Here is a 25,181-nt window from a genome sequence, read left to right as displayed (position 1 = left end):
CACCACCGTGGGCCTGCCCCGCATTCCCCGCTATCCCATGCCCGCCGCCGAGGAGCTGCCCGCCAACCGGGTCTCCTGGGCGGTCGACCCGGCGCGCGCCGTCCTGCTGGTGCATGACCTGCAGAACCACTTCCTGGACGCCTTCGACGCCGAGGCCGAACCGCTGCCCGAACTCCTCGGCAACGTCCAGGCGTTGGCGGAGGCCGCGCGTGCCGCCAGCGTGCCCGTCGTGTACTCGGCGCAGCTCGGCGGACAGAGCCCGGCCGAGCGCGGGCTGCAGCAGGACTTCTGGGGCCCGGGCATCCCGGCCGACCCGCGGGCCACCGCGATCGCCGACGCCGTCGCTCCCGCGTCGGGCGACACCGTGCTGACCAAGTGGAAGTACAGCGCCTTCGTGCGCACCGAGTTGGAGCAGCTGCTGCGCGAGCAGGGGCGGGACCAGCTGGTGATCACCGGCGTGTACGCGCACATCGGGGTGCAGGTGACCGCCTGCGACGCCTGGATGCGGGACGTGCAGGCCTTCGTGGTGGCCGACGCGGTCGCCGACTTCGGCCCGGCGGAGCACCGCGGTGCGCTGGCCTGGGTGGCCGGGCGCTGCGGGATGGTCGCCACGGCGGAGACCGTGCTCGGGGCGATGGCTCCGGCCGCAGCGGCGGCCGGCCTGGACGCCACGGCCGGCTTGGACGCCGCAGGCGTCGACGTGCTCGAAGGGGTGGGCGGCAAGTGACGGGTACGGGCTTCACGGTGGAGCGGATCCGGGTCGAGGTCGCCGACCTGCTCGGCGAGGACCCGGCGGAGATCCCGCTGGACGAGAACCTGGTCGACTGGGGGCTGGACTCCATCCGGCTGATGACCCTCGCCGGGCGCTGGCAGGAGGCAGGCGCCGAGGTGGCGTTCGTCCAGCTCGCGGAGCGCCCGGCGATCGAGGCCTGGGCCGAGCTGCTGGGCGCGGCGTGATGGCGGCGGGGGTGGGCGAGGCGCTGCGGGACCCCGTGCGGGATCCGCTCCGGGAGCCGGTTCGGGCTGGAGCCCGGGATTCGGCCCGCGGGGCGGTGCTGCCCGAGGTGCCCGAACTGCCTCCGCTGCCGCGTCGGACGGTGCGCTACCCGGCCACCACCGCGGTGGGGCCGGTCGAGGCGCAGGCGGCGCGGACGCCGGACGCGCCGGCGCTGGTGCTCGCGGGCGGGGAGACCGTCGGCTACCGGGAGTTGAACGCCTCGGCCAACCGGCTGGCGCGCGCCCTGGCCGCCCGTGGGGCCCGTCCGGGTGCGGTGGTCGGCCTGGCGGCGTTCCGCCGTCCGGCGGAGCTGGTGACGGCGCTGCTGGCGGTGGCGAAGTCGGGTGCGGCGTACCTTCCGCTGGACCCGTCGGACACGCCCGGGCGGCGCGAGCGGCTGCTCGCGGAGAACGCTCCGGTCTGCGTGCTGGGGGAGGGGGTGCCGGGGGCGCTGGCCGGGCTGGAGACGGAGGGCGAGCTGCCCACCGACCCGCCCCGGGCGCTGACCCCGCACCATCTGCTCTGCGTCGGGTACGGCCCGGGCGGGCGCCCGAGCGCCGTCCGGCTCACCCACGCCGAGGCGGACCGCCGGGTGCGCGAGCTCCAGGCGGCCCACCCGCTCGGGCCGGGCGACCGGGTGCTACAGCTGGGCCTGCCGCTCTGGGAGTACCTGTGGCCGCTGCGGACCGGCGCCGCCGTGGTGCTCGCCGACCCGTGGCAGGAGGGCGAGGTCGGGGCGCTGGTGCGGGAGTTGGGCGTGACGGCGGTGCGGGTGGCACCCGGGGTGCTGCTCGGGGGGTGAGCGGGATCCGGGTGCCGGGGGGCGACGGCTGACGGAAGACGGTCGACGGGTAACAGATGACAGATGACAGATGACAACTTTCAGCGAACAGATTTCGTTATCTGTTCGCTGAAAGTTGTCGGCCGTCATTCGTTCGTCGCCGCCGCCGACTCCGCCGACTCCGCCGCAAGATCCGCCGCCAGGTCCGCCGCCGTCCACGCCATCGCCACCGCGCCGTCCAGCACCGCCCGCTCCGCCTCCGCGCCCAGTGCCGCCTCGGCGAACGCCGCCTCGTGCGGGGCGCAGGCGCCGCCGGTGATGTCCAGCACCGGATGGATCGACGGCACCGCGTGCGACACGTTCCCCATGTCCGTACAGGCGAAGGGTCCGCTCTCGACCGGTTCCGGCCGGCCGAGCGCCGCCGCGTTGGCCCGCCACAGCGTCAGCAGCCGGGGGTCGGAGCGCATGTCCAGGTAGTCCGGCTCGGGGCGGGTCAGTTCCACCTCGCAGCCGGTGGCGAGTGCCCCGGCGCGGAAGCAGTCCTCGACCCGGGAGCGCAGTTCGGCGAGGTCCTCGGCCGCCGAGGCCCGGATCTCGTACTCGGCGCTCGCGCTGTCCGGGATCAGGTTCGGCGCCGTGCCGGCCGCCGTGGTGATGCCGTGCACCCGCCACTGCGGCGGGAGGTGCTGGCGCAGCAGCCCGATCGCGACCTGGGCGACGGTGAGCGCGTCGGCGGCGTTGCGCCCCCGGTGCGGGTCGAGGCTCGGGTGGGCGGCGTGCCCGGTGTAGCGGACGGAGAGCGTGCCGAGGGCGAAGGAGCGGAAGTCGGCGACCTCGACGGGGCAGGGGTGGACCATCATCGCCGCGTCCACCCCGTCGAACGCCCCGGCCTCCAGCAGCAGGGCCTTGCCCGCCCCGCGTTCCTCGGCCGGCGCGCCGATCACCCGTACGGTGAGCCCGAGTTCGTCCGCGTACGGGGCGAGCCCGAGCGCCGCGCCGATCCCGGCGGCGGCGATCAGGTTGTGCCCGCAGGCGTGGCCGAGTCCGGGCAGGGCGTCGTACTCGCAGACCAGCGCGACGGTGACCGGCCCGCTGCCGAGGCGTGCGTCGAAGGCGGTGGCCAGGCCGTGGGCGGGCGCGGTGACCGAGTAGCCGTGCGCGCGCAGCAGTTCGGAGCACCAGGCGGCGGCCAGGTGCTCCTCGAAGGCGGTCTCGGGGTGGGCGTGGATGCGGTGGCTGAGCGCGAGGAGTTCCGCCCGCAGGGCGAGGACGCGCTCGCGCACGGCCCGCTTGGCGGCGCTGGGTCCGGTGGGTTCGGCGGGCCCGGTTGGTTCGGCGGGCCCGGTTGGTTCGGCGGGCCCGGTTGGTTCGGTGGCTTCGGCGCCCTGCGGCAGCGGTTCGGTCTGGGGCACGGGTGGCATCTCCGGGGTGTCAGGGGCCCGACCCTGCGGGGCCGTTGACCAGATCATATGAACTTAGATTAGGCTAACCTAAGTAAGGCGTTCCGGATCCCCCGAGGAGCTCTCCACCCCATGCCTGCCGTCGAAACCCAGATCGCCGACAGTCAGACCGTCGACAGCCAGATCGCCGACAGTCGGGCCGGCCACAGCCGGACCGTCGACGGTCAGGCCGCCGACGTCCCCCTGCTCGCCGCCCAGGCCGCCATCTGGTACGCCCAGGCCCTCGACCCCGACAGCCCGGTCTACAACACCGGAGACGCCGTCGAGATCACCGGCCCGCTCGACGAGGAACGGTTCGAGCAGGCGCTGCGGCAGGCGGTGGAGGAGGCCCAGGCGCTGAGCGCCGTCATCGTCACCGGCCCGGACGGCACGCCCCGCCAGCGGCTGAGCCCCGGCCGTCACTGGCCGCTGCACCGCCTGGACCTGCGCACCGCCGCCGACCCGGCCGCCGAGGCCGAGGCCTGGATGCGCGCCGACCTCGCCCGCCCGGCCGATCTCGCCGAGGGCCCGCTGTTCACCCACGCGCTCATCCGGCTCACCGGGGACCGCCGGCTCTGGTACCGCCGCATCCACCACCTCGCCGTCGACGCCTACGCGTTGACCCTCCTCGGCGACCGGGTCGCGGCCCTCTACACCGCCCGCACCGCCGGCACCGAACCCGCGCCGAACCCCTTCGCCGACCTCGCCGAGGCCGCCGCCGAGGAGGCCGCCTACCGGGAGAGCGCGCAGTACGGGGCCGACCGAGCCCACTGGTCGGCCCGGATGGCCGACGCCGACACCCCGGCCACCCTCCCGGGCACCCCCGATCCCGGCGCGTCCCCCGATCCCGGCGCGTCCCCCGGGCACGGCACGTCCCCCGATCCCGGCGCGTCCGGCGCATCGATCCGCCTCACCGCCGAGCTGCCCGCCGGCACCCGCGACCGCCTGGAGCGCGCCGCCGACGCCGTCCGCGCCACCTGGGCCGAACTGCTCCTCGCCGCCGCGGCCGGCTACCTGCACCGCCTGACCGGCACCCAGGACGTCGTCCTCGGCCTGCCGCTCGCCAACCGCCGCGGCCCGGCCGCCCTGCGCACCCCCGTCGCCGCCGCCAACGTGCTCCCGCTGCGCCTCGCCGTCCGCCCCGCCGACAGCGCCGAGGCCCTGCTGCGCGCCGTGGTCCGCGAACTGCGCGCCGTCCGCCGCCACCAGCGCTACCCGCTGGAGGAGTTGCGCCGCGACCTCGGCCGCACCGGCGACCGCCGCGCCCTGTTCGGCCCGATGGTCAACATCAAGGCCTTCGAGAGCGACCTCGACCTGGCCGGTCTGCCCGGCACCGTCCGCAACCTGGCCGCCGGTCCGGTCGACGACCTCGCCCTGAACGTCTCGCCCGGCCCGGACGGCGCGCTGCGCCTGGTCATCGACGCCGACCCGGCCCGCTATGGGGCCGCCTCCCTCGCCGCCCACCGCGACGGCCTGCTGCGCTACCTCGACGCCCTCGCCGACCTGCTGCTCACCGACCCCCGGACGCCCGTCGCCCGGATCGACCTGCTCGACCAGGACGGCCTGCGCCGCGCCACCGAAGGCCGTACCGAGCCCCCGGTCGAGCGGACCGTGCCCGAGCTGTTCGCCGCCCAGGCCGCCCGCACCCCGGAGGCCGTCGCCGTCCGCTCCGGCGCGGCCGCGCTGACCTACCGGCAGCTCGACGCCGCCGCCAACCGGCTCGCCCACCGGCTGACCGCCCTCGGCGTCAAGGACGGCGCACCGGTCGCGATCGCCCTGCCGCGCGGCACCGACACCCTGGTGGCGATGTTCGCCGTCCTCAAGGCGGGCGGCGCCTGCGTCTCCCTCGACCTCGCCCACCCCGAGCGGCGCCTCGCCGCCGTGCTGGCCGACGCCCGCCCGGTCTGCGCGATCGGCACCGCCGAGGCCCTCGCCGGGCTCGGCCTGCCCGCCGGCCTGCCCGTCGTCCGCCCGCAGGACGCGGCCGGCGAGCCCGACACCGCCCCGCCCGCGCCCCGACTCGGCCAGCCCGCCTACGTGTTGCACACCTCGGGCTCCACCGGCCGCCCCAAGGGGGTGGTGGTCACCCACGCCTCGCTGGCCAACCTGCACGCCGGCCTCGGCGAGGACCACGTCGCCCCCGCCCTGCGCCGCGCCGGCCGGGACCGGCTGCGCGTCGCCCACAGCGCCTCGTTCGCCTTCGACGCCTCCTGGGACCCGGTGCTCTGGATGGTCCACGGCCACGAGCTCCACCTGCTGGACGACGCCACCTACCGCGACCCGGCCGCGCTCGCCGCCCACCTCGACCGCGAGCGCGTCGACTACCTCGACCTCACCCCCTCCTACCTCGAAGTCCTGATCGCCGAAGGCATCCTGGACGAGGGCCGGCACCGCCCGTCCGTCCTCGTGGTCGGCGGCGAGGCCACCCCGCCCGCCCTCTGGCAGCGCCTGGCCGCCGTCCCTGGCCTGCACCCGGTCGACCTCTACGGCCCGACCGAGACCACCGTCGACGCCTACGCCTGGACCCCGGGCCCGGACGGCGCCCCGCGCGGCCGGGTGGTGCGCGGCTCCCGCGCCTACGTCCTGGACGGCTCGCTGCGCCCCGTGCCCGACGGCGTCACCGGCGAGCTGTACGTGGCCGGCGCCTGCCTGGCCCGCGGCTACCTCGGCCGCCCCGACCTCACCGCCGAACGCTTCCTCGCCGACCCCTTCGGCCCGCCCGGCAGCCGGATGTACCGCACCGGCGACCTCGCCCGGCGCCGCCCCGACAACACCCTGGAGTTCCTCGGCCGGGCCGACGACCAGGTGAAGATCCGCGGCTTCCGGATCGAGCCCGGCGAGATCGCCGCCGTCCTCGCCGAACTCCCGGGCGTCGCCCAGGCCGTGGTGATCGCCCGCCCCGGCCCGCAGGGCAAGCGCCTGCTCGGCTACGCCGTCCCGGAGAGCGGCAGCACGCCCGATCCGGACGGGCTGCGCGCCGCGCTCGCCGCCCGGCTGCCCGCGCACATGGTCCCGGCGGCCGTCCTGCTGCTGGACGAACTGCCGCGCACCGCCCACGACAAGCTCGACCACCGGGCCCTGCCCGAGCCCGCCGCGGCCACCGAGGGCACCGCGGCGGCCACGCCCCGGGAGGAGCTGGTCTGCGGCCTGTTCGCCGAGGTCCTCGGCCTGCCGCAGGCACCCGGCCGGGAGGCCTCCTTCTTCGACCTCGGCGGCCACTCGCTGCTCGCCGGCCGCCTCGCCGCCCGGCTGCGCGAGACCTTCGCCGCCCCGGTCGGCTTCGCCGACGTGTTCCGGCAGCCGACCCCGGTCGGCCTCGTCGAACTGCTCGACCAGGCCGTCCTGTTCGACCCGGCGGAGCCCGAGCACCGCCCCGCCCTGGTGCCCGTGCCGCGCACCGGGCGGATGCCGCTCTCGCCCGCCCAGCGCGGGCTCTGGTTCCTGCACCGCCTCGAAGGCCCCAGCCCCACCTACAACATCCCGCTGGCGCTCACCCTCACCGGCCCGCTCGACCGGCACGCCCTCAGTCTCGCGCTCGGCGACCTCGTCGCCCGGCACGAAGTCCTGCGCACCGTCTACGGGGAGGAGCCGGACGGCACGCCGTACCAGCGCATCCTCTCCGAGTTCCGGCCCGAACTTCACGGGAGCACCGGAGAGCTGGGCGATGAAGTCCGGTACGCCTTCGACCTGACCGCCGAACCGCCGCTGCGCGCGAGCCTGTTCACCGACGGCCCCGAGCGGCACACCCTGCTCCTGCTGCTCCACCACATCGCGGGCGACGGCGCCTCCACCACCCCGCTGCTGCGCGACCTGGCCGTCGCCTACGGCGCCCGGAGTGCCGGTCGGGATCCGGAACTGCCGGAACTCGCCGTCCAGTTCGCCGACCACGCGGCCTGGCAGCGGGAGCGGCTCGGCACCGCCGACGCGCCCAGCCCGCTCGCCGCCCGGCAGGTGGAGCACTGGCGCGCCGCGCTCGCCGGACTGCCCGACCAGCTGGAGCTTCCGCTCGACCGCCCCCGTCCGGCCGTCGCCGGCCACCAGGGGGCCACCGTGCCCTTCGCGCTCGGCGCCGAGGCGCACACCGCCCTGGCCGGGCTCGCCCGGGCCGCCGACAGCACCGTCTTCATGGCCGTCCAGGCCGGGCTCGCCGCCCTGCTCACCCGGCACGGCGCCGGCACCGACATCCCGGTCGGCACCCCGGTGGCCGGCCGGGAGGACGAGGAGACCGCCGCACTGGTCGGCTACTTCGTCAACTCGGTGGTGCTGCGCACCGACACGTCCGGCGACCCGACCTTCCGCGAGCTGCTGGCCCGGGTCCGCGGCACCGTGCTCGCCGCGCACGAGCACGCCGAACTGCCCTTCGACCGCCTGGTCGAGGAGCTCAACCCGGCCCGCTCGCTCGCCCGCCACCCGCTGTTCCAGGTGATGCTGGCCTGGCAGAGCCGCCCGGACGAGCGGACCGCCCTGGGTGGCGGCCTCACCGCCGACATCGCCGCGATCCCCAGCGGCACCGCCAAGTTCGACCTCACCCTGAACGCCGGGGAACTGCCCGGCGGCGGCATCGGCGGCTTCCTGGAGTACCGCACCGACCTCTTCGACGGCGCCACCGTGGCCGCCCTCGGGGAGCGCCTGACCCGGCTGCTCACCGCCGCCGCGAGCGCCCCCGACACCCCGATCGGCCTGCTGCCGCTGATCAGCGAGGAGGAGCGGCGGCGCGCCCTGGTCGAGTGGAACGGCCCGTCGGTGGACACGTCTTCGGACGCCACCCTGCCCGAGCTCTTCGAGGCGGCCGCCGCCGCCCATCCGCACGCCGTGGCGGTGGGCTACCGGGACGAGCAGCTCGACTACACCGAACTCGCCGCCCGTGCGGACCGGTTGGCCCGGCTGCTGGCCGCCGAAGGCATCGGTCCCGGCACCATCGTCGCGCTCGCCCTGCCGCGCTCGCTCGAACTCGTCGTCGCCCTGCTGGCGGTGGCCAAGTCCGGCGCCGCCTACCTGCCGCTCGACCCCGACTACCCGGCCGACCGACTCGCCTACATGCTGGCCGACGCCACCCCGGCCGCCCTGCTCACCGACCGCGCCACCGCGCCCCGGCTGCCCGCCCACGAGGTGCGGCAACTCCTGGTCGACGGGCCGGAGTCCGCCGCCTTCCCGGCCGTCCCGCTGGAGCAGCACGAGCGCACCCGCCCGCTGCGCGCCGAGGACACCGCGTACGTCATCTACACCTCCGGTTCCACCGGCCGGCCCAAGGGCGTGCCGGTCACCCACCGCAACGTGGTCCGGCTGTTCGGCGCCACCGACCACTGGTTCGGCTTCGGCGCCGAGGACGTGTGGACGCTGTTCCACTCCTACGCCTTCGACTTCTCGGTCTGGGAGCTGTGGGGCGCCCTGCTGCACGGCGGCCGACTGGTCGTCGTCCCGCACCTGGTCAGCCGCGACCCGGCGGCCTTCCTGGACCTGCTCGCCCGCGAGCGGGTCACCGTGCTCAACCAGACGCCGTCCGCCTTCTACCAGCTCAGCGCCGCCGACCGGGACCGCCCCGGCAGCGAACTCGCCCTGCGCTACGTGGTGTTCGGCGGCGAGGCGCTCGAACTCGCCCGGCTGGACGACTGGTACGACCGGCACGCCGAGGACGCGCCCACGCTGGTCAACATGTACGGCATCACCGAGACCACCGTGCACGTCTCGTACATCGCCCTGGACCGGGCGAGCGCCGCCGCCGGGAGCAGCAGCACCATCGGCGTCAACATCCCCGACCTGCGGGTCTACGTCCTCGACCAGCACCTCCAGCCCGTCCCGCCCGGTGTCACCGGCGAGATGTACGTGGCCGGGGCGGGCCTGGCCCGCGGCTACCTCGGCCGCCCCGAGCTGTCCGCCACCCGCTTCGTCGCCGACCCGTACGCCGCGCTGTTCGGCGAGCGCGGCACCCGGATGTACCGCTCGGGGGACCTCGCCCGGCGCCGCGCCGACGGCGTCCTGGAGTACTTCGGCCGGGCCGACCAGCAGGTCAAGCTGCGCGGCTTCCGGATCGAACTCGGCGAGATCGAGGCCGTGCTGGCCGCCCACCCGGCCGTCGCCGACGCCGCCGTGGTGGTGCGGGAGGACGTGCCGGGGGACAAGCGGCTGGTCGGCTACGCGGTCTCCCCGGTCGGCGCCGTGGGACCGCTCGGCACCGCCACCCCGGACGAGCTGCGCGCCCACGCCGCCGCCGAACTGCCCGCCCACATGGTGCCCTCCGCCGTCGTCCTGCTCGACCGCCTCCCGCTGACCGCCAACGGCAAGCTCGACCGCCGCGCCCTGCCCGCCCCCGAGGCCCCCGCCGCAGGCGCCGGCCGCCCGCCGCGCACCCCGCGCGAGCAGCAGCTGTGCGAACTGTTCGCCGAGGTGCTGGGCGTGGCCTCGGTCGGCGTCGAGGACGATTTCTTCGCACTCGGCGGGCACTCGCTGCTGGTCGTGCGGCTCGCCGGGCGGATCCGCGAGGTGCTCGGACTGGAGGTCGGCATCGGCGCGCTGTTCCAGGCGTCGACCGTGGCCGCCCTGGACGCCGCCCTCGCGGCGGGCGCGCCCGGCGCCGACGCCCTGGACGTGCTGCTGCCGCTGCGGCCCGTCGCCCCCGGCCGGCAGCGCCCGCTGTTCGCCGTCCACCCGGCCGGCGGCCTCAGCTGGTGCTACACCGGCCTGATCCGCAACCTGCCCGGCGAGGTGCCGATCTACGGCCTCCAGGCCCAGGGCGTCGGTGCCGCCACCGCCGAACTCCCGCTGCCGGAAACGCTGGAGGAGCTGGCCGCGCACTACGCCGACCGGCTGCGCGAGGTCCAGCCGGAGGGCCCGTACCGGCTGCTCGGCTGGTCCACCGGCGGGATCATCGCGCACGCGGTGGCCGTCCGGCTCCAGGAGCTGGGCCATGAGGTCGAGTTGCTCGCCATCCTGGACGCCTACCCGGCCGAGGGCTTCCGCGAGCTGCCCGTCCCCGACCAGGCCGAGGCGCTGGAGGCGCTGCTCACCATGGGCGGCTTCGGACCGGAGGACCTCGACGGCCTGCCGCTCGAACTCGGCGCCGTCACCGCGCTGTTGCGCCGCGAGGGCAGCCCGCTCGCCGGGCTGGACGAGAGCACCGTGGCCGCGCTGAACCGGATCTACCTCAACACCAACCACCTGGTGCGCGGCTACGACCACCGCCGCTTCGACGGCGACGTGCTGTTCTTCCGCGCCACCGTCGACACCATCGACGACACCCTGGTGCCCGAGCTGTGGACGCCGTACGTGTCCGGCCGGATCGCCAACACGGACGTGGCCTGTTCCCACAAGGACATGACCCTGCCCGAGCCGATCGCGCACATCGCGAGCGTGATCGCCGACCACCTCAAGCAGTCCGACAAGCAGTCCGACAAGAAGACCGACGATGGAGAAGACCACCGATGAGTGACGCCCCCGCCAACCCCTTCGACGCCGACGGCGAGTTCCTCGCGCTCGTCAACGCCGAGGGACAGCACTCCCTGTGGCCCGCCTTCGCCGCCGTCCCGGCCGGTTGGACCGTCGCCCACGGCCCCTGCGAGCGGCCAGCCGCCCTGGAGTGGATCACCGCGCACTGGACCACGCTGTGACCCCTCCGGCAACCCCTCCGGCGGTCCAGGCCCCGGCGCGCCCCCTGCTCGCGGGGCGCGCCGCGGTGGTGGTCGTCTACACGGCCGCGATGTGCATGAACGGCCTGGACTCGACCATCGTCAACCCGGCGCTGTTCAGCATCGCCGAGGACTTCGGCCGCCCGGTCTCGGCGGCGAACGCCGTGGAGACCGCCTTCCTGGTCGGCCTCGCCCTCGGGCTGCCGGTGGCCGGCTGGCTCGGCGACCGGTACGGCGTCAAGCGGGTCTTCCTCGGCTCGCTCGCCGCCTTCACCCTCGCCTCCGCGCTCTGTGCGGCGGCGCCCGGCCTGGGCACGCTGTCCGCCGCCCGGGCCGTCCAGGGCGTGGCCGGCGGGCTGCTCACACCGGTCGGGATGACCCTGCTGTTCCGGGCCTTCGCCCCGCACGAGCGGGCCGGCCTGGGCCGCATCCTGATCGTCCCGACCGCGCTGATGCCCGCCCTCGGGCCGCCGCTCGGCGGCTTCCTCACCGAACACCTCTCCTGGCACTGGCTGTTCCTGGTCAACGTGCCGATCGGCGCGGCCGCCGTGCTGATCGGGCTGATCGGCCTGCGCGGTGAACAGGAGCCCCCGGCCGGCCGCTTCGACACCACCGGCTTCCTGCTCGCCACCCCCGGCCTGGGGCTGCTCACCTACGCCCTCGGCTTCGGCCCGGCGCACGGCTGGACCTCCCCGGGGGTGGCCCTCGGCGGACTGCTCGGCCTGGTCCTGCTGGGCGCCGCCGTACGGCACCAACTGCGCACCGCCGAACCCCTGGTGGACCTGCGGCTGCTCGCCGACCGCACCTTCGGCACGGCGAGCTGGCTGGCCCTGCTGACCTCGGCCGGGTTGATGGGCGCCCTGTTCGTGCTGCCGCTGCTCTACCAGGCGGCGCGCGGCGCCACCGCCCTGGACGCCGGGCTGAGCGTCTTCCCGGAAGCCATCGGCCTGATGGCCGCCTCGCAGGTGGTGGACCGCCTGCTGCCCCGCCTCGGCCCGCGCCGGCTGGCCGTGCCCGGGCTGCTGCTGGCGGCGGCCGTGCTGGCCGCGCTCGGCTTCGCGGAGAACCCGTGGGCCGTACGGGCGTTGATGTTCGCCGCCGGACTGGTGCTGGGCACCGCCGTGCTCACCGTCCAGATCGCCGGCTTCGCCGACGTCCCGCCGCCCGCGATGGGCCGCGCGATGGGCCTGTTCACCATTCTGCGCACCCTCGGCGGCGCCCTCGGCATCGCCGCCACCGCGGCCCTCATCGGCGCGTTCGGCGACGGCGCGGGCGCCGGGCCCTACCGGCTCGCCCTCGGGCTCACGGCGGCCCTGGTCGCCGCCGGCGCCCTCCTGGCCGTCCGCCTCCCGGTCGACGCCCCGGGCCCGCCGCCGGAGGACTGAGCCCGCAGGTGGTGGTCGTCCGCCCGCCTGCGTCGTGCGGCCCGGCGGACGACCACCGCACCGGGCACGGGAGCAACGCCACCGTGCCGGATCGTCCCGCCGACCGACCCCGACAACGACTCGAGCGGGAAGCCCATCCGCGACTACCCGCGGATGGGCTTCCCGCTCTACCCGGTCGTGGACCCCTGAGGAAGACGGTGACGCCGTTCCCGGATCCCGACCGCGACCGCCGGCGGCGATCAGGGGTGAGGTCCCCGATCGCCGCCGACCGCCCGCGGACCGGCTGGTCCGCAGGTCACCGGCCGCCCAGCAGGTGGGCGAGCCCGTCGGCCAGGCCACCGCGCCAACAGGCGTAGTCGTGGCCGCCGTTGAACTCGCGGTAGGCGAGGTCGTAGCCGCGGGCGGTGAGGACGTCGCGCAGGTGGCGGTTCTGGGGGAGCAGCATCCACTCCTGGAGCCCGACCTCGATCCAGAAGCGGGCCGGGCGCCGCTGTTCGGCGGCGAGGCGGCGGGTCAGCCACTCGCTGCCGACGTCGAACTCGGTTTCGTCGGGCCACCAGAAGGAGCCGGACTGGGAGAGCGCGTTGCCGAAGCGCTCCGGGCGGCGGTAGGCCGCGTAGGCGGCGGTGAGGCCGCCCGCGCTCTGGCCCGCGACCACGGTGTCGGCGGGGTCGGTGCTCGCGCCGAACTCCGTTGCGGCCCAGGGGAGGAGGCGGTCGGCGAGGAGGTCGACGAAGGCCGGGTTGCAGCTCAGGTCGTCCGGCCGCTGCGGGCCCATGGTGTGCACGAGCAGGGCGATGGTCGGCGGGATCGCACCGTCCGCCGCCAGGTTGTCGAGGGTGTCGCCGACGGACAGCACCCCGCCCCACATCTCGCCGTCCAGCAGCACCGCGACCGGGTACGGTCCGCCGTCCGCGCGGTGCCCGGCCGGGAGGTGGACGTCCACCCGCCGGCCGGCCGCCGTGTGCGCGACGGTCCGCCCGCGCGGCACGCCCTCGCGCCGCGCCACGTACGGCTGCGCGGGCGCGGCGGGCAGGCTGAGCACGGAGGAGGGGTGCCGGCCGTCGCGGGCGGGCAGCCGGGGTTCGGTGTCGTACGGGTCGGGGCGGGCCCGGTCCAGGACGCGCAGCCAGTCGGCGCGGGTGGTGCCGGGGGCCTCGCCCCGGAAGGGGTACAGCTGGTAGGAGGCGCGGTGGTCCTCGCGCAGCCGGTAGGTGATCGACCAGCTTCCATCGGCCTGACGCTCCATCAGGTGCGGTGTCAGGTCCCCGGCGTGGCGGTCCTTGTCGGTGACGGTGTGCAGCAGGGCGAGCACGCCGTCGCAGTCGGCCTCCCGGTGGGTGAAGGTGACCAGGCGGTAGGCGGGGTCGTCGGGGTCGAGGGCGACGACGGGCGGGGCTTCCACGGTGGGTTCTCCAGAGGTGGTCACGCGGGGCTGCCCTTGCGGCTGAGCAGCACCCAGAGCAGGAACGGGCCGCCGAGGACGGTGGTGACGATGCCGACGGGGATCTCCACCCCGCCGAGCAGCACCCGTCCCAGGGTGTCCGCGAGGACGACGAGCAGGGCGCCGGTGAGGGCCGAGCCGAGCACCGGCACCCGTGCGGGTCCGGCCAGCCGCCCGGCGACCACCGGCGCGGCCAGTGCCACGAAGCCGACCGGCCCGCAGACGCCGACCGCCAGTCCGGCCAGGGCGACGGCCAGCAGCAGGCAGGCGAGCCGCACCCGGCCCGGGTCGACGCCGAGCGCCGAGGCGACGCTGTCGTCGAAGCGCAGCACCGCCAGGCGCCGGGCCGCCACCAGGGCGAGCGGCACCAGTACGGCCAGCCCGACCAGGACGGGCGTGGCGATCGCGAGGTCCCGGCCGTTGAGGCTGCCGGAGGTCCAAACGTACAGCGATCCGGCCGAGTTGAGCGAGCGGCGGGCCAGCGCGACCTGGATCACCGCCGAGGCCAGCGCGGACATCGCGAGGCCGACGACCAGCACCCGGTAGCCGCGCGCGCCGAGCCCGCCGGAGACCAGGGTGACCACCAGGACGGCGGCCAGCGCGCCGAGCGGTCCGGCCCACCAAGCGCCGAAGGTGCCGGAGGCGGTGGCCGAGATCAGCACGGCCGCGGTCGCGCCGTCGTTGACGCCGAGGAGTTCGGGGGTGGCCAGGCGGTTGCGGGCGAGGGTCTGGGTCAGGCAGCCGGCCAGGCCGAGCGCGGCCCCGGCGGCGAGGGCGGCGACGATCCGGCCGAGTCGGAACTTCTGCACCAGCAGCACGTCGAGGCGGTCGCCGTAGCCGAACACGGCCTGGAAGGTGCGGCCGAGGTCGAGTTCGCTCTGCCCGGCGTGGGCGGCGACCACCACGGCGGCGAGCAGGGCGGCGGCCAGGCCGAGCGAGGCGGCCAGCGCCCGGTGGGGGAGCAGCAGCGACCAGGCGCCGTACCGCAGTGCCAGGTCAGGCTTCGGGGCGGGCGGTTCGGCCCGCCGTCCGGCCGGCGGGGTGGCCTCGGCCGGGGCGCTGAGGGCGAGCGCGGCGGAGCGCCGGGAGCGGACGATGGCGATCAGGGCCGGGGCGCCGACGAGGGCGACGATCACCGACACCGGCGCCTCGTACGGCCTGGCCACCACCCGGGCCAGCACGTCGGCGCCGGTCAGCACGGCCGCGCCGAACAGTCCGGCGAGCAGGGTGAGTCGGCCGATCCGCGGACCGGCGAGGGACCGGGCGAGGAAGCCGGCCAGCAGGCCGAGGAAGGACACCGGCCCGGCCAGGGCGACCGCGGAGGCGGTCAACAGGGTGACCGCGACGGCGACCGCGGCCCGGGTGGCGCCGGGGCGGTGGCCGAGGCCGCGGGCCAGGTCGTCGCCGAGCGCCAGGGCGGTGAGCGGCCGGGTGGTGAGCGCGGCGAGCAGGAAGCCGGCGCCGAGGACGGGGGTGAGCCGGGCGAGTGTGCTCCAGCCCTCCACCCCGGCCAGTGAGCCGAGCACCCAGACCCGGTAACGGTCGTAGGCCTCTGGTGAGTTGACGATCAGCACACCGGTGAGCCCGCCGAAGGTGGCGCCGACCGCGGAGCCGCCCAGCACCAGCCGCATCGGCGAGCCGCCGCCCCGGCTGCCCGCGATCAGCAGCACCAGCGCGCTGGCGAGCACGGCGCCGCCGAAGGCGAAGGCGAGGTAGCCGTAGGAGCTCTGGACGCCGAGTACGGCGATGCCGAGCACGACGCCCAGCGAGGCGCCGGCGTTGACGCCGAGCAGGCCGGTCTCGGCCAGCGGGTTGCGGGTGACGGACTGCAGCTGCGCCCCGGCGACGCCGAGCGCCGCGCCGACCAGCAGCGCGGTGAGGGTGCGCGGCAGTCGCAGGTCGCCGACGACCAGGGCCAGTCGGCCGTCGGCGCGGGCGCCGTCGTGGTTGAGCAGGTAGTCCAGCACCCGGCCGGGGCCGACCTCGCCGGCGCCGACCGACAGCGAGAGCGCGGCCAGGGCGAGCAGGAGCACCACCGCCGCCGTGACGGCCGGCCAGGTGGGGCGGGTGCCCTCCGGGCGGCCCCCGGGCCCCTCCGGGCGGCCCCCGGGCCGTCGGGGCTCCGGCGCGGTGGCGGGGGGCGCCTTGGTGACGCCGGCTTGCGACAATGTCATAAGGTAAGGCTAACCTAATGGTCGAGTCCGTCCCACGGGGCCCCTCCGCCCCGCCGAACGACCCGGACGCTGCTCAACTCCCGTACCACCGTTGCCCGGAGGCACCCATGCCGTTCGCCCGTCGCCCGCTCAGCCCCGTCCGCCGCCGTGCGGCCCAGGCGCTGGCCGTCACCGGGGCGGCCGCGCTCCTGCTCACCGGCTGCGGCTCCTCCGGCTCCTCCTCGGGTTCGTCCACGGCCGCCTCCCCGGCGGCCGACGCGGCGGGCGGCGGAAAGGGCGGCGACACCGGCAAGCGCACCGTCAAGGACGCCACCGGCAAGGCCGTCGAGGTCCCCGCCGAGCCCAAGCGGATCGTCACCCTCACCCAGGAGGACCTGGACGCGGTGCTCGCCCTCGGCGTCAAGCCGGCCGGCATCACCAACGGCCAGGGGCTGGCCGAGCCGCCCGCGTACCTCAAGGACAAGGTGCAGGGCGTCCCGGTGGTCGGGAACCTGCTCCAGCCCGTGATGGACAAGGTGATCGCGGCCAAGCCCGACCTGATCCTGGCCGGCGACATGCAGGACGAGCAGGTGCTCAAGCAGCTGCGCGAGATCACCCCCGCCACGCTGGTCACCATGGCGCCCACCGACGACTGGAAGCTCGCCTTCCGGGGCATCGGCAACGCCGTCAACAAGCTCGACCAGGCCAACAAGGTGATCGGCGACTACGAGGCCAAGGCCGCCAAGGCGGGCGGCGAGCTCGGCAAGAACAAGGGCGCCGCCGTCTCCATCGTCCGCTGGAACCCCACCGGCCCGAGCTGGATGGAGAAGAAGCAGTTCGCCAGCGGCGTCGCCCTGGACATGGGCCTGACCCGCCCGGCCGCGCAGGACAAGGACGGCAACGCCCACAGCCCGGCGCTCAGCCTGGAGAAGCTCAACGAGATCGACGGCGACTGGCTGTTCCTCTCCACCCTGACCGACGACGGCAAGACCGCGCTCAAGGACGTCCAGTCCAAGCCCGCGTACCAGGAGCTGGGCGCGGTGAAGAACAACCACGCCGTCACCGTGGACGGCTCGGTCTGGTCCACCCGGGGCGGCCCGCTCGCCGCGGACGTCGTCATCGGCGACCTCGCCAAGGCGCTCGGCGGCAGCTGAGCGGGCGCCGGTCGAGGGGGAGCTGCCATGGAGTTGACGATCCAGGGACTCAGCGCCGGCTATGGGCCGGGGCGCCCGGTGCTCGGCGGCGTCGACCTCACCGTCCCGGCCGGCCGGGTGGTGGCGGTGGTCGGGCCGAACGGCTGCGGGAAGTCCACCCTGCTGCGGTCCGTCGCGCGGCTGCACCGGCCGGACGGCGGGCGGGTCCTGGTCGGCGGCGAGGACGTGTGGCGGCTGCGCCCGCGCCAGGCCGCCCACCGGGTCGCGCTGCTGCCGCAGAGCCCGCAGGCCCCGGAGGCGGTGACCGTCGCCGGACTCGTCCGCTACGGCCGCCACCCGCACCAGGGGCTCTTCCGGCAGTGGTCGGCGGAGGACGAGCGGCTGACCGCCGAGGCCCTGCGCGCCACCGGCGTGGCGGAGCTGGCCGACCGCCGGCTCGACCGGCTCTCCGGCGGCCAGCGCCAGCGCTGCTGGCTGGCCATGGTGCTCGCCCAGGACACCCCGGTGGTGCTGCTCGACGAGCCGACCAGCGCACTCGACCTCGGGCACGCGGTGGAGGTGCTGGAGCTGGTCCGCCGGGTCGCGGCGGGCGGGCGGACGGTGGTCATGGTGCTGCACGACCTCGCGGCCGCCGCCCGGTACGCGGACCTGCTGGTCGCGCTGCGGGACGGCGCGGTGGTGGCCTGCGGGCCGCCGCGCGAGGTGGTGGACGCTCCGCTGGTGCGGGCGCTGTACGACATCGACAGCCATGTGCTCGCGGCACCGGGCGACGGCGCGCCGGTCATCGTGCCCCGGGCGCCGCTGGGCTGACGGGGCGGGGGCCGAGGGGTCGTCGGGTCGCCGGGACGGAGGGGGTCGCCGGGGCCGGGGGACGGGCGGGGCGGAAGGACGGGCGGGGCGGCTGCGTGGGGGCAGCCGCCCCGCCTTTTTCGTCTCTTCGATCACCCGTTCGAGTGGTTTGAAGTCTGCATGTCACGGCCGGAGTTCACCCCGCCCGTCGCATTGTCAGTGGGCCTCGCTACGTTCCTCGCATCGCTGGTCAGCAGGCGATCGACAGGTGTTTCCCGGTGGGAGGAGTACGGCCGTGGCATGGGTGGAGACGGACGCGGGAGGGTACCGCGTGGCGCTCGACGGGGAGGGCAGGGTGGCGTGCCGCAACGCGGCGGGCCGAGACCTCAAGTCCCTGCCGTCGAAGCTCGGTGACGACCGCGCGGTCGTCCAGCTCAAGCAGCTCGCCGAGTGGCTGGCCGCGCACGAGCGGGGCTGCCTGGAGGACGTCGAGCGCTGGATGGTCCGCTCGCTGCCGGTGCCCGCCGCGGTGCTCACCGCCGTGTGGCCGGACGAGGCCTGGCAGGGCGTCCTGAAGGACCTCGTGGTCACCGCCGTGGACGGCTCCGTGGTCGGCTTCCTGCGCGGCGCCGACGCCGAGCGCGGCCTCGGCCTGGTCGACCTGGACGGCGACACCGTGCGCCTCACCGACGGCGAGGTGCTGATACCGCACCCCGTCCTGCTCGAAGACCTCGACGAGCTGCGCGAGTTCGCCGTCGAGCTCGGTGTCTCCCAGCGCGTCCAGCAGCTCTACCGCGAGGTCTGGCACCGGCCCGCCGACGGGTCGGCCGGCACCGAGGTCACCACCTACGCCGGCGGCCGCTACCGGGAGCTGCGCGAGCTGGTCGGGCGCTGCAACCGGCTCGGCTGCCGGGTCCGCGGCGGCTCCGCCGTCCAGTCGGTCACCGAGGGCGGGCGCACCGTCGAGGCCCGGGTCTGGGTCGGCGACTACTACGAGTACGACGCGTGCGAAACGGGCGCGCTCAGCTGGGCCGGCCCGGACGGCCGGGCCCTGCCGCTCACCGAGGTCGGACCGGTCGCCTGGTCCGAGGGCATGCGGATGGCCGCCGCCCTGTACGCCGGCCGCACGATCCAGGGGGAGGAAGCCGCATGACCGCCACCGGCCTGACCACGACCACCACCACCACCGGCCCGGGCGGCAACGGCGCCGACCGCGCCGCGACGCCCGAGGAACTGCTCGACGCCGGGGCCGTGCTCCCGTCCGGCACCCTGCCCGACGCCGGCCGCCCCGACAGCGCCGCCGACGTGCTCACCGCCCGCACCTACACCCACCCCGCGCTCGACGGCCGCCGGATCGTCCGGCTCGTCCCCGGCGCGCTCGGCCCGGCCGAGGACCTCGCCCTCGACTTCCTCGGCCTGGCGCCGGAGGCCGGGGCCGCCGAGGTCGGCCAGGTCCGCCAGGAGGCGCTCGGCTTCCCCGCCTGGGCACTGGTCCACGACCCGGCCAACGGCCACCACGCGCTCGCCCTGGTCAAGGAGCTGGAGCGGATCGCCCGCCAGGCCGCCTCCAAGCCCGGCGCCGCCAAGGACGGCTTCGACGAGCTCGCCACCCGCCTCGGCCGCGCCGTCCCGCACTTCCTGCCCACCTTCTGCGAGGAGGTCGGCCGGATCTTCCTCGGCCACGGCAACCAGACCTACGCCGCCGCCTGGTTCGGCAAGGCCCGCGAGGCCGAGCGCACCCACGGCCTGACGGTGGACGAGGAGCGGCTGCGCGCCGTCTTCCTGGAGTTCGCCCTGGCCGGCGCGCTCACCGTCAAGTCGCTGCGCCAGTACGTCAAGGAGCTCGCCCAGCGGCTCGACCCGCTGACCGCCTGGCAGCGCTTCCGCCAGCTGTGCACCGAGCGCTCCGCGGCCGGCATGGCCCCGTACGCCGGGATCGCCGAGGACGCCCGCGCCCTGGTCAAGGCCGCCGGACTGGACCGCACCGAGCACGAACGGGCGCTGCTCGCCGAGCTGCTGGACTCCCCGGCGGTCAACCGGGCGCCCGCCGCGTTCTGGAAGTCCTGGCACGGCGCGCTGGTCGAGCTCGGCCGCGACGACACGGCGGTCCGCACCCGACTGCTGGAACTGCTGCCCGACCCGGCCTCCGCCGACCCGGCCCCGCACGACACCGCCTGGCTGGCGGTGCTCGCCGAGACCGGCGCCGAGGAACTGCTCACCGGCCCCCGCGCCGAGGGCGCCGAGCCCGCCGCCGCCTGGCTCCAGCGCTGGTGCCACCACCACGGCCGCGGCTGGCGCAACCGGCCCAGCTGCCCGGCCACCCTCGCGCTGGCCGGCCGGATGGTCGAGCGGCTGAAGGCCGACGCCGTCCCGGTGGACCTCCACACCGGCATCCGCGCCAGCCACACCCGGATCGACCTGCTGGACCTGCTGCTGGCCGCGGGCGTGCCGGTGGCCGACCCGCCCGGCGGCCTCGGCTTCGACCTGCGCGACTGGGCGGCGCAGAGCGGCCCCGACAGCTCCGCCCTCACCGCCGTCGGCGCCGACGAGCGCTACCGGCCGCTGCTGCGCCGGGCCACCCCGCCCGCCTGGGAGACGGCCGTCCGGCGCCAGGCGCCCGCCGTGCCGCTGCTGAACGAGCTGTTCGCGGAGTGGGCCGAGGAGCGCGCCGAGGAGCTGACCGCCGCCCGCGGCCTGGCCGGCGCCGCCGACCTGGTCCGGTCGATCGGCCAGTACCACGCCGCCATCCGGACGGTCGCCCCGGTCGTCGCCGAGCGGATCGCCGCCCTCGACGTCACCGCGCTGCTCACCGACGCCCTCCGGGCCGGAATCCTGGACGAACTCGGCTGGCCCGCCCTGGAGGAGGCGCTCGGCAAACTCGCCGACCCGCCCGCCGACGACGCCCCGCAGCACCCCGTCCCCAGCCTGGCCGGCGCCGGCCTGAGCGACCTGCTCATCGAGGACGCCTGGCCGCACCTGATCCTCGCCCGCCTCGACCGGGCCGTCGTGGTCGGCCCGCAGGGCATCGTGCTGGCGCACACCCTGCGGCTGCCCGAGCGGCCGTCGCACGAGCGCAACCGGACCAGGCTGCGCTTCGTCGACGGCGAACTGCTGGTCGTCTGGTCCGAGGAGGGCAAGCAGCTCGCGTACTGGTCCAGCCGCCCGGACGAGCGGTTCGAGCTGGAGGGCGAGACCATCGCCGGCTACTACTACCGCGACCGCGAGCCCGAGGCGCCCTCCCTCCAACTGCCCGGCGGCGGCCGCACCACCGGCGAGCGCCCGCTGCACGCCGGCGACACCCGGATGCCCCACGAGCACCCCGTCCTCGGCGACGGCACCGGCTACTGGACGATGCGCCGCACCACCGAGGGCGAGGCCGTCCTGCGCGAACTCGACCCGGCCACCGGCACCCTGGGGCGCACCGCCGAACCGCCGGTGATCGCCGCCACCGCCCACGCCGGCCGGCTGGTCCAGCGCAGCACCTGGCTGCTGCCGCTCCAGCCCGGCCTGGAGCGGACCCCGCTCGGTACCGACGGCACCGTGCTCGGCAACTGGGTCAGGACGGAGCCCGGCAAGGCCGTCACCACCTTCACGGCCGACGGTCACCGCATCGAGCTGCCGCTGGCCGGTCACCGGACGGACACCGTCCCGGTGGCCCGGCTCGCCCTGCCCGGCGCGGCCGCCCCGGTGGTCAGCCACACCTCCGGCGAGCACTTCTCGCTCAACCTGCCCGACCTCACCGGCCAGGCCGACCGCACCGTCGACCTGCGCCCCGGCCGCTCCGGTGAGCTCTCCGCCGCAGGCACCCCGCTCATCCCGCCCTACCCGCACTGGCACGCCCTGCGCCCGCGTGACGAAGCGGGCTCGGAGGCACTGCGCGCCGTCACCGCCGAGCAGGCCGCCCGGCTGGTCGACGCCGCCTGGCCGGTCGACACCGAACCGGTCCCGGCCGGCGAACAGTGCTGGCTCACCGTCCAGGGCGTGCGCCGCCCGCTCGCCCGGCGCACCTCGCGCACCCTGCCCGTCCCGGAGGTCGGCGCGATCCTGCCCGGCATCGCCCACCCGCGGCTGCTGGCCGGCGTCGCCGGGCTCGCCCGTACCGCCGCCGACCTGCTGGACCGGGTCGCCCGGTTCGTCCCGCAGCCGGAGGCCGAGCGTCCCGGCAAGGCGAAGAACGCCGAGTGGCGGCCCGACCACGGCCGCGACCACGAACTGCGCGACGCCGTGCGCGCCGTGCTGCCCGAGATCGGCGGCTTCGGCAACAACTGGGGCTCCGAGGAGCGCTGCCGGGTGCTCAACAACCTGCGCGCCGTCACCGCCGTGCTGGCCGCCCCGCCCGCCGCCGAGGGCGAGGGCTGGACCAGCCCCGCCACCGTCACCCTGCACAACGGCAGCGTCAGTTACGGCTGGCTCCAACTGCTCGGCCGGATCCACGCGCTGGCCTACGCGGTGGCCTCGCCGTTCACCGAGTCCGCCCACCGCTCCTCGCTGGTCCTGCTGCTCGGTGAGCTGACCAGGGGCCCGCTGGCCGACCGCGGCGCCACCCTGCGCGAGATCGTCCTCGCCGAGCAGGTGCCGCCGGCCCCGAACGCCACCGGCCCCCGGCCGGTCACGCCCCGCGAGGGCGAGGTGCTGCGGCACGGCGGGCGCACCGTCGTCATCATCGGCCACCAGCGCCAGGTCGCCGACGGCTGGGTGCACTGGCTCGCCGTCGACCACGACCCGAGCGGGGAGTTCGGCCCCGTCGCGCACTTCACCACCCTCGAGGAGCGCGGCACCGAGGAACTGGTCGACGCCGCCTGGGTCGCCAAGTTCTGGAGGGTCGCCGCGCTGCACGGATTCGTCCCCCGGGACGCGGCCAGGGCGGAGGCCTTCAACGAGCTCACCGGCATCGGCACCGCCCGCTCCGCCCTGCTGCTCAGCCCGCCGTCCGGCCTGCTGTACTGGACGGACATCTCCGCGCCCACCGAACTCGGCCTCAAGGCTGCCGAGTTCAAGGCCGCCCGGGCCTGGCTGCGCGGGCACGACCACAACGGCCTCGCCGCCGTCTGGGGTGCCCTGCTGCCCGCCGACCCGAAGACCCTGTGGACCGAGGGCCCCGACATCGCCGCCGGCGCCGAGGAGTGGATCCGGCGCTTCGGACGGCTCGTCACCCTCCCCGAGGAGGCCCTGGCCACCGTCCAGGGCGTGTCCATCGACACCGTCGAGGCGGTGCTCAACCCCGCCCACACCCCGTGGCTGGCCGGCCGCACCGGCTTCCGGTTCACCGAGGTGGACGGGGTCGGCCAGCGGCTGACGCCCGAGGACGAGTCCGCCGTCCCCGAGACCGGCGCGCTCGGCTCCACCATCGCCGCGCTGCGCTGGCTCGCCTACCACCTGCCCGCCGACAGCCCGCTGCGCCCGCTGCTGCCCACCGCCGCCGCCGCGCTGCGCGACCGCCTCGCCGACCCGGAGCTGCTGCTCGACCTCGACCTGGTGCGCACCGTCAAGGGCGCCTCGCTGGCCGCCGTCCTGCGCACCCACTTCGGCCTGCCCGCCGAGGGCGGGGCCGACCGGGACGGCCTGGTCCACTGCGGCCCGGCGCTCGTCCTGACGCCGTACCACGAGGACTACGAGCGGATCTGGCTGCGCCCGGCCGCCCTCACCGGCCCGGACGACCCACTGCTCGAACTGCTCGACGGGCTCTCCAGCAGCTACTGGTTCTCCGCCGAGCGGGGCGCCATCGAAGCCGTGCTGCGCGGCGAGCCGGAGCAACTGGCCGCCTCCGCCGCCTCGGTGCCGGCCCCCGGCGAGGGCCCGGCCTGGCTGCAGAACCCGCTGCTGTCCGTCCCCGAGCTGGTCGCCGAGGTGTCCCGCACCCACGGCCTGGGCGAGGACGCGGCCACGCTCTACCTCCAACTGCTCGCCCTGCCCGACCCGACCGATCGCAACGCCGCCCGCTGGACGGGCTGGAAGCCCGCCCGGCTGAAGAAGGCCCGCGCCGAACTCGCCGCCAGCGGCCTGGTGCTGGAGGCCAAGCGCTCCCGGGCCGGCCGCGGCCTCTTCCTGCCCGGCGGCTGGCAGGAGGCCAAGTCGCCCGCCCTGCCCGCCGAGACGTGGAAGGCCGCCCTCTACGAACTGCCCACCCACCGGCCCGCGCTGGTCCCCCTGCCCGTCCCCGAGCTGTTCGCCCGGGCCTGGCAGCGGACCGTCGACGGCGACGCCCCCGGATACGAAGAGCTCCAGACCGGCAAGCGCAGGAAGGCCCGCCGATGACCGCCACCGAGACCACCAAGGGCGCCGCCGCCCCCGCCGCGGCCGACCGGCAGACCGTCCCGCCCGAGGAGAAGTACGCCGCCGAACTGGAGTTCCTGGCCGCCCACGACAGCGGCCCGCGCCCGCCCGGCTGGCTCCTGACCCCGCGCGCCGTGGTCACCTTCGTGATGGGCAGCGGCGGCGAGAAGCTCAAGGCCGGGCGCAAGGGCCTGGTCATCGAGCCGAAGTTCGTCGGCGAGCGCGCCCTGGTCGAACGCTGCGTCGTCACCCTCGCCGGGGAGCGCGGCCTGCTGCTCGTCGGCGAGCCCGGCACCGCCAAGTCCATGCTCTCCGAGCTGCTCGCCGCCGCCGTCTGCGGCAGCAGCGCGCTCACCGTCCAGGGCACCGCCGGCACCACCGAGGACCAGCTCAAGTACGGCTGGAACTACGCCCTGCTGCTCGCCAAGGGGCCCAGCCGCGAGGCCCTCGTGCCCTCGCCGGTGCTCACCGCGATGACCACCGGCGCGGTCGCCCGGGTCGAGGAGGTCACCCGCTGCCTGCCCGAGGTGCAGGACGCGCTGGTCTCGCTGCTCTCGGAGCGGCGCATCGCCGTCCCCGAACTGGCCGGCACCCCGGACGGCCAACTGCACGCCGCGGCCGGCTTCACCTTGATCGCCACCGCCAACCTGCGGGACAAGGGCGTCAGCGAGATGTCCGCGGCGCTCAAGCGGCGGTTCAACTTCGAGACGGTCGGCCCGATCGGCAGCCTCGCGGCCGAGGTCGACCTGGTCCGCCGCCAGTCCACCGCCGCCGTGGCCCGGGCCGGCGCCGCCTACGCGGTGGACGACGCCGTCCTGGAGGCCCTGGTCACGGCCTTCCGGGACTTGCGCAGCGGCCGGTCCACCGAAGGCTGGGACGTCGAACGCCCGTCCACCGTGATGAGCACCGCCGAGGCGGTCTCCGTCGCCACCGCGCTCGGCGTCAGCGCCGCCTACCTGCCCGACGGCGGGGACCTGCTCGGCCGGCTGCCCGGCCAGCTCCTCGGCGTGGTCCGCAAGGACGAGCCGTCCGACGCGGCCCGGCTGCTCGGCTACTGGGACGGCCCGGTCCGCCGTCGCGCCGAGCAGGGCGCCGCCACCTGGCGCACCCTGTGGGACCTCCGTCCGGCGCTGGAGGCCTGATC

General features: G+C 76.0%; 14 protein-coding genes. 11 read left to right on the top strand and 3 right to left on the bottom strand.

Going from position 1 to position 25,181, the window contains the following annotated elements; translation table 11 throughout:
• The first annotated feature begins 7 nt into the window (after window positions 1-7).
• The 3 genes from ACFVU7_RS08600 (at window position 8) to ACFVU7_RS08590 (ending at window position 1,799) form a co-directional block, all read left to right on the top strand.
• On the top strand, window positions 8-727 hold the full coding sequence (locus ACFVU7_RS08600; protein WP_388044717.1) for an isochorismatase family protein: 720 nt from the start codon (window positions 8-10) through the stop codon (window positions 725-727).
• Entirely contained in the window at window positions 724-957 is a 234-nt protein-coding gene (locus ACFVU7_RS08595) for a phosphopantetheine-binding protein (protein ID WP_388044716.1), read from the top strand. Before ACFVU7_RS08600 ends, ACFVU7_RS08595 begins: the two co-directional genes overlap by 4 nt.
• Before the next feature lie 107 nt (window positions 958-1,064).
• Window positions 1,065-1,799 carry an AMP-binding protein gene (locus tag ACFVU7_RS08590; RefSeq protein WP_158077745.1) on the top strand — a complete coding sequence of 245 codons (735 nt, stop codon included), beginning with the start codon at window positions 1,065-1,067 and terminating at the stop codon, window positions 1,797-1,799.
• Window positions 1,800-1,924: 125 nt separating this feature from the next.
• Here ACFVU7_RS08590 and ACFVU7_RS08585 read toward each other — a convergent pair whose 3' ends face one another.
• Window positions 1,925-3,061 carry an amidohydrolase gene (locus tag ACFVU7_RS08585; RefSeq protein WP_388044839.1) on the bottom strand — a complete coding sequence of 379 codons (1,137 nt, stop codon included), beginning with the start codon at window positions 3,059-3,061 and terminating at the stop codon, window positions 1,925-1,927.
• A 249-nt stretch (window positions 3,062-3,310) separates the two neighbouring features.
• On the opposite strand from ACFVU7_RS08585, the gene ACFVU7_RS08580 reads away from it, so the two are divergent.
• The 3 genes from ACFVU7_RS08580 to ACFVU7_RS08570 are packed head-to-tail and all read left to right on the top strand — an operon-like array spanning window position 3,311 to window position 12,224.
• Complete coding sequence (locus tag ACFVU7_RS08580) at window positions 3,311-10,639, top strand: amino acid adenylation domain-containing protein (RefSeq protein ID WP_388044715.1); 7,329 nt, start codon at window positions 3,311-3,313, stop codon at window positions 10,637-10,639.
• The gene (locus ACFVU7_RS08575) at window positions 10,636-10,821 is read left to right on the top strand and encodes an MbtH family protein (protein WP_049656914.1); all 186 of its coding nucleotides are present in this window, start codon (window positions 10,636-10,638) and stop codon (window positions 10,819-10,821) included. The genes ACFVU7_RS08580 and ACFVU7_RS08575 overlap by 4 nt, the downstream gene beginning before the upstream one ends.
• Window positions 10,818-12,224: a DHA2 family efflux MFS transporter permease subunit gene (locus ACFVU7_RS08570; protein ID WP_388044714.1), complete on the top strand. Its 1,407-nt coding sequence runs from the start codon at window positions 10,818-10,820 to the stop codon at window positions 12,222-12,224. The genes ACFVU7_RS08575 and ACFVU7_RS08570 overlap by 4 nt, the downstream gene beginning before the upstream one ends.
• Before the next feature lie 295 nt (window positions 12,225-12,519).
• Here ACFVU7_RS08570 and fes read toward each other — a convergent pair whose 3' ends face one another.
• Window positions 12,520-13,653: an enterochelin esterase gene (gene fes, locus ACFVU7_RS08565; RefSeq protein WP_388044713.1), complete on the bottom strand. Its 1,134-nt coding sequence runs from the start codon at window positions 13,651-13,653 to the stop codon at window positions 12,520-12,522.
• On the bottom strand, window positions 13,650-15,842 hold the full coding sequence (fhuB, locus tag ACFVU7_RS08560; protein WP_388044712.1) for a Fe(3+)-hydroxamate ABC transporter permease FhuB: 2,193 nt from the start codon (window positions 15,840-15,842) through the stop codon (window positions 13,650-13,652). Before fhuB ends, fes begins: the two co-directional genes overlap by 4 nt.
• 107 nt (window positions 15,843-15,949) lie before the next feature.
• Here fhuB and ACFVU7_RS08555 point away from each other — a divergent pair, with 107 nt between their 5' ends.
• From ACFVU7_RS08555 to ACFVU7_RS08535, 5 genes are all read left to right on the top strand, one after another.
• Window positions 15,950-16,975, top strand: a complete 1,026-nt coding sequence (locus ACFVU7_RS08555) for an ABC transporter substrate-binding protein (protein WP_380782107.1) — start codon at window positions 15,950-15,952, stop codon at window positions 16,973-16,975.
• 27 nt (window positions 16,976-17,002) lie between these two features.
• Window positions 17,003-17,785 carry an ABC transporter ATP-binding protein gene (locus ACFVU7_RS08550; RefSeq protein WP_117490785.1) on the top strand — a complete coding sequence of 261 codons (783 nt, stop codon included), beginning with the start codon at window positions 17,003-17,005 and terminating at the stop codon, window positions 17,783-17,785.
• A 274-nt stretch (window positions 17,786-18,059) separates the two neighbouring features.
• Entirely contained in the window at window positions 18,060-18,917 is an 858-nt protein-coding gene (locus ACFVU7_RS08545; protein ID WP_388044711.1) for a DUF4132 domain-containing protein, read from the top strand.
• Complete coding sequence (locus tag ACFVU7_RS08540; RefSeq protein ID WP_388044710.1) at window positions 18,914-24,019, top strand: hypothetical protein; 5,106 nt, start codon at window positions 18,914-18,916, stop codon at window positions 24,017-24,019. Before ACFVU7_RS08545 ends, ACFVU7_RS08540 begins: the two co-directional genes overlap by 4 nt.
• Window positions 24,016-25,179: an AAA family ATPase gene (locus tag ACFVU7_RS08535; protein ID WP_049659767.1), complete on the top strand. Its 1,164-nt coding sequence runs from the start codon at window positions 24,016-24,018 to the stop codon at window positions 25,177-25,179. The genes ACFVU7_RS08540 and ACFVU7_RS08535 overlap by 4 nt, the downstream gene beginning before the upstream one ends.
• The last annotated feature ends 2 nt before the right edge of the window (window positions 25,180-25,181 follow it).

Origin of the sequence: Kitasatospora sp. NPDC058046 (assembly GCF_042885595.1) — a bacterium.
Classification (GTDB): Bacteria; Actinomycetota; Actinomycetes; order Streptomycetales; family Streptomycetaceae; genus Kitasatospora.
The sequence above is the reverse complement of the archived record's forward strand: the minus strand, read 5'-3'. Positions and strand labels throughout refer to the sequence as shown.